This is a genomic window from Polaribacter litoreus (genome assembly GCF_054584775.1).
The window spans coordinates 1-5,184 of sequence record NZ_JBTLRD010000037.1 but is presented as its reverse complement, the minus strand read 5'-3'; the positions used below and the strand labels follow the sequence as shown (position 1 = coordinate 5,184).

General features: G+C 27.8%; 4 protein-coding genes. All 4 read left to right on the top strand.

What is annotated here, in order from left to right; translation table 11 throughout:
* Positions 1 to 99 precede the first annotated feature (99 nt).
* Entirely contained in the window at positions 100 to 1,188 is a 1,089-nt protein-coding gene (locus ACW9UN_RS16700) for a hypothetical protein (protein WP_459487504.1), read from the top strand.
* 622 nt (positions 1,189 to 1,810) lie between these two features.
* Entirely contained in the window at positions 1,811 to 2,080 is a 270-nt protein-coding gene (locus ACW9UN_RS16695; protein WP_459487503.1) for a hypothetical protein, read from the top strand.
* 232 nt (positions 2,081 to 2,312) lie between these two features.
* Entirely contained in the window at positions 2,313 to 4,289 is a 1,977-nt protein-coding gene (locus ACW9UN_RS16690; protein ID WP_459487502.1) for a hypothetical protein, read from the top strand.
* Between the two features lie 149 nt (positions 4,290 to 4,438).
* On the top strand, positions 4,439 to 4,990 hold the full coding sequence (locus ACW9UN_RS16685) for a hypothetical protein (protein WP_459487501.1): 552 nt from the start codon (positions 4,439 to 4,441) through the stop codon (positions 4,988 to 4,990).
* Positions 4,991 to 5,184 lie beyond the last annotated feature (194 nt).

Below are 5,184 nucleotides of genomic sequence, written 5' to 3'. Positions count from 1 at the left end.
CTTTTTTTGCAATCTTATATTTTCCTTCGGAAAATAACGATGGCACAAAATCGCAACTTTTAATACACATAAACGTTCTATGCAATTTAAAAGAAACCTATGAACATATTCAAAATAAGAGAAAATAAGAAACCTTCTTTAATCGGAAAATTACTAAAAAGAACACCGAAAGAAAACGCCCTTGTTGAAATAAATAATCTTTTTGTAGAGAATCAAAATGACTTAACTAAAGTAAGTTTAGAACAAATACAAGAAATATCAGAAAAGTATAAATTAAACTTAAATAAAAAATTTAAGAACTTACGAATTGACTTATTTAGAAAATATGTTCTTCATAGTCTTGAGGACAATATATTAGATAAAGAAGAAATCAAAACTTTCTTTCATCTTAAAGAACTACTTCATTTAACAGAATTAGAAATTAAGCAAGTTTTAGGTTTTGAAACAAAGAAAATATATGAACAAGAAGTTAAAAAAGCTGTTTTAGACGGAGAATTAACAAATAATGAAAAAGAAAATTTAGAATTATTAAAAAAGAATCTTTTAATTAAAGACAATGTTGCTGAAGATATTTTAAAAACAAATTCCGAAGAAATATTAAAAGACTTTATTAATAATGCAATATCCGACAAAAGGTTAAGTGATGAAGAATTTGAAAAAATGAATGAAATTTCATTAAGTCTCGGAATTGAACCTAAATTAAACAACAGAACAAAAGAAAATCTTGACCTTTATAGACTTTATTGGCTAATTGAAAACGGAGAAATACCTGTTTATAATAATCCACCAATAAATATTCAAAAAAGTGAAAGTTTATATTTTATGACATCTGTAAATTGGAAAGAACAAAGACGAGTTACGAAACGAGTCAATTATGGTGGAGTTACTGCAAGAGTGAAAATCGCCAAAGGTGTTTATTATAGAATGGGAAGTTTCTCTGCCAAAACAGTTTCAGATGATGTTTGGCAAGTGATTGATAATGGAACTATTTATTTAACTAATAAACGTTTGATTTTTATGGGTTCAAGAGGAAACAAAACAATAAGAATAAATAAAATACTGAATATTGCACCTTACAGAAATGGAATTGATATCCAAAAAGAAACAGGAAAAAGTCCATTTTTAGAATTTAAAGATAATGTTGACATATTTTCAATGATTTTAACGAGAATAATGAATGAAATATAGAAAAAACTGCATAGAACACCGTATATAATTTATTGCTCGCTTCTTGCCTACTTACGAAAGTCCTCGCGGACTTTCTTTGTCCGTAATTATTTACTAAATTAGTTGCTTAAAACACGCAACAAACCATATACAACAACGTTAGCAACCATTACCAAACTGTGTAAATAAAAGGAATGAAAAATACTTTAGAATATAAAATATTGAAACATTTGAAAGATAATGATAATGGAGATTTTATAGATATGAGAAATTTTATTCAAGACAGGAAATTACTTGAAAGTAAATTAAGGTCATTATCAAAATTACCTCAACAATATATATCCGCTATATTCCCTCTTTATATATATATGGAATAAGCACGTATAAAGATGATACATTACAAGCAAAAATTGAAATAAACGGAATTATATTTTTAGATAAAATTGAAAATCAAGATTTAGTTTTCTCAATTAACCAAGAAACAAATAAAAATAACGCAAATAAATATAAACCTTGGTATATAAACTTAACAACAAACATTTGGAAACTATTGTCTGAAAATAAATTAATATCTACTTTATTGGTAATATTAATAGTGTATTTAATTAAATTATATTTTGGAATCAACTTAAAAAATTAAATTATGAAAATTGAAAACTTATTGAATAACCCTGAATTTCAAGTAAAACTAAGTAAACTATTAACTACATCTATATCCGAAACCATACTAACTAAGAATTATATAAAAATACTATTAGAATTACAGATAAAAACACTTGAAACACTAAAAGGAAAAACAGGACAGGAATTAAACGAATCGGTTGACAAAATATCGAAAAAATTGAATTCTTTGGCTCTTGAAGAATCGACCGAAAATTATATGAATCTTTTGAACGATTTAATGTCTGATTAAGAACTCCTTTTATATCTGAACCATTAATTATAAACTCTTTTTTCATATAATATCGGAATAAAAAACGGTTGCTAACAATGTATATAAAAAATAATTACTTTTTGTTTTACCTTTACTCATTGCGTATCTGTTTAATTAATAATAAATTGAATAGTATGTAATATCTAACACATTAAATTTTATATACTTAGACGTTGGCAACAAGCTAAAACCAATCTGAAACGAAAAAAAAATGCAAATAGACATTAAAGGAAAAATAAACGAAAAAAGACTTGCTTACAGCAATACTCTACTTCCTTTATTTGAAGCAATTGTTAATTCTATACAAGCTATAGAAGAAGATAGTTCTACTAAAACTGGAATTATTGAAATTGATATAGTTCGTTCAACTCAAAAAGAATTAGAACTTACCGAAAAAGAGGTTCTACCTGAAATAATTGATTTTATTATAAAAGATAATGGAATCGGATTTAATGAAGATAATTATGACTCTTTCAATTATGCTCACTCTACATATAAATATGGAAAAGGCGGAAAAGGAATTGGACGTTTTACTTGGTTAAGAGCATTTCGAAAAGCTGAAATCGAAAGTAGATTTAAAGAAAATGGACATTGGAATTTAAGGAAATTTCAATTTGAGCCAACAAAAAAAGGAATTGAAAATCACAGTTTAAATGAAGTAAACACTACACAAGAAAGGTACACAATTGTAGCTTTGAGAGGTTTAAAAAAGGATTATAGAAAATGGTGTAATAATAATCCTGAAGATATTGCACTAAAAATAATTGAACACGCTTTTGTGTATTTTTTAAATGAGAATTGTCCGAGAATCTTAATAAATGATTTAGACAAGCAAATCGTTGTTAACGACCTTTTTAAACTATTTACTAAAGGACAAGTAAAAAGCAAAAACATCAAAGTAAGAGACAATGATTTTAAATTAAGTATTGTAAAACTTTACAGTAATAAAGTTGATAACAAAATACATTACTGTGCAAACACAAGAGAAGTAACATTCGATAAAATTTCAACCGACATTCCTGAAATGGATAATTTCCTTTTTGACAAAGAAGGAAATCCTTTTTCAATTTCTGTTTATGTCGAAGGAGACTATTTAGATAATAATGTTAACGATGAAAGAACATCTATCGCATTTGCTAAAGGAGAAGTTCAATTTCCTGACCAAACTTCACAACAAGAATTACGACAGGAAATAACCTCTATGATTCATAATGAATTTGAAGACCAAATAGAAAAACTTTCTCAAACTCGATTTACAAAAGTTAAAGAGTTTGTTTCTCAACATCCAAGATACAAGCAACTTCTAAAATACAAACCAAATCAAATCAAAAAAATTCCTTCTACTCTAAATGAAGAGAAAATGGAATTAGAACTTTTTAAAATTCAACAAACACTCGAATTAGAAGTTAAACAAGAAGCAAAAGAAATATTACGTTTCATAGAAAGTGACGAAGACAAAGCTGAGTTTTCCGAATCACATCAAGAATTATATGCGAAAATTATTGAAGTTGGAAATTCAAAATTATCAGAATATGTAATTCATAGAAAGTTAGTTTTAGACCTTTTTGCCAAATTTTTAAAAGAAAGAGCACCTGAAAAAGCAGTTCACAGTTTAATTTTCCCTTTACAAACTTTATCTGACGATATAGGTTTTGAAGACCATAATTTATGGATGATAGACGAGAAACTTTCTTATCATAAATATTTGGCTTCTGATAAAAAGTTTAAAAAAGTTAAGGGTATGAAATCTGAATCTAACGAAAGACCGGATTTATTAATTTTCAATAAACCTTTTGCATTCGCTAACGATGAAAAACCATATGAATCAATAGTCATTGTCGAATTTAAACGACCAATGAGAGACGATTATTCAGAAAAAGAAAATCCAATTACACAAGTAAATCGTTATGCGAGAGAAGTAATTAATGGCATTGCTAAAGACAAAGATAAACGTGAATTTGATTTGAGACAAAACACACCTATTTACGCCTATATAGTTTGTGATTTAACCAAAAAACTTAAAGCAAATGCGACAGATGCAGGATATAAACTTTTACCAAGTGGAGATGGATATTTCTTTTTTAACGACAATTACAATATGTATGTAGAAATAATGAGTTTTGACAAAATCCTGAAAGATTCAAATGAAAGAAATAGAGTTTTATTTGAAAAATTGAACTTAACATAGAAAAGCCAGTTGCCAACACCGTATATAATTTATTGCTGGCTTCTAGCCTACTTACGAAAGTCCTCGCGGACTTTCTTGGTCGGTAATTATTTACTAAAATAGTTGCTTAAACCACGCAACAAACCATATACAAACACGTTACCCAACATTTGAAAACCGTCACGAAAAATAACCTCGAACTGAATTTAAAAGAAGCCACTTCTTCCCTATTAGAAATGGGGAGAAATTCTTGTTGGAATAAAATTTCAGATAATACGAGTTACATAATTTCGGAAATAATAAATGACGAGCGGAATTTTTTTGACAAACGAATTGAACGTAAAAAAGCAAACGAAAAGAAAAAACCAAAATCGCTTGAGCAAATAACGGCTGAATTAAAAGACATTTACGAAAATCTGTACGATATAAACTTGTACATATATAAAAGCAAAAAGGAAAGTACAATAATTGAAATTCAATACTATCCGAAATCATCACTTGAATCTGACTTTTATGAAACTGTAAAAGAAAATAATCCAATGTTACATTGTAAAATCGGACTTCCACATTATCGGAAAAATGACAACGAAAAATTTGATGTGAATTGGGAATTAGGTGGAATTCGCCACGAATGGAATAGTTTTTTAGGGAAAATACGATTTAAAATTTATGAATATAAACACAAGAAAAACAAGAAGTTGTGGAATAAAAACGTTGGGTAACACCGTGTATAATTCATTGCTGGTAATAGCTTACTTACGAAAGTCCTCGCGGACTTTCTATCTGTGATTTATTTGCTAAATTAGTTGCTTAAACACGCAACGAAATCATACACAAACACGTTATGTTTTATTGCTCAGGAAAATCTAAACGCAGGAAAAAAATGCTGAACACTCTCTCGCGAATTTTAAAAAAT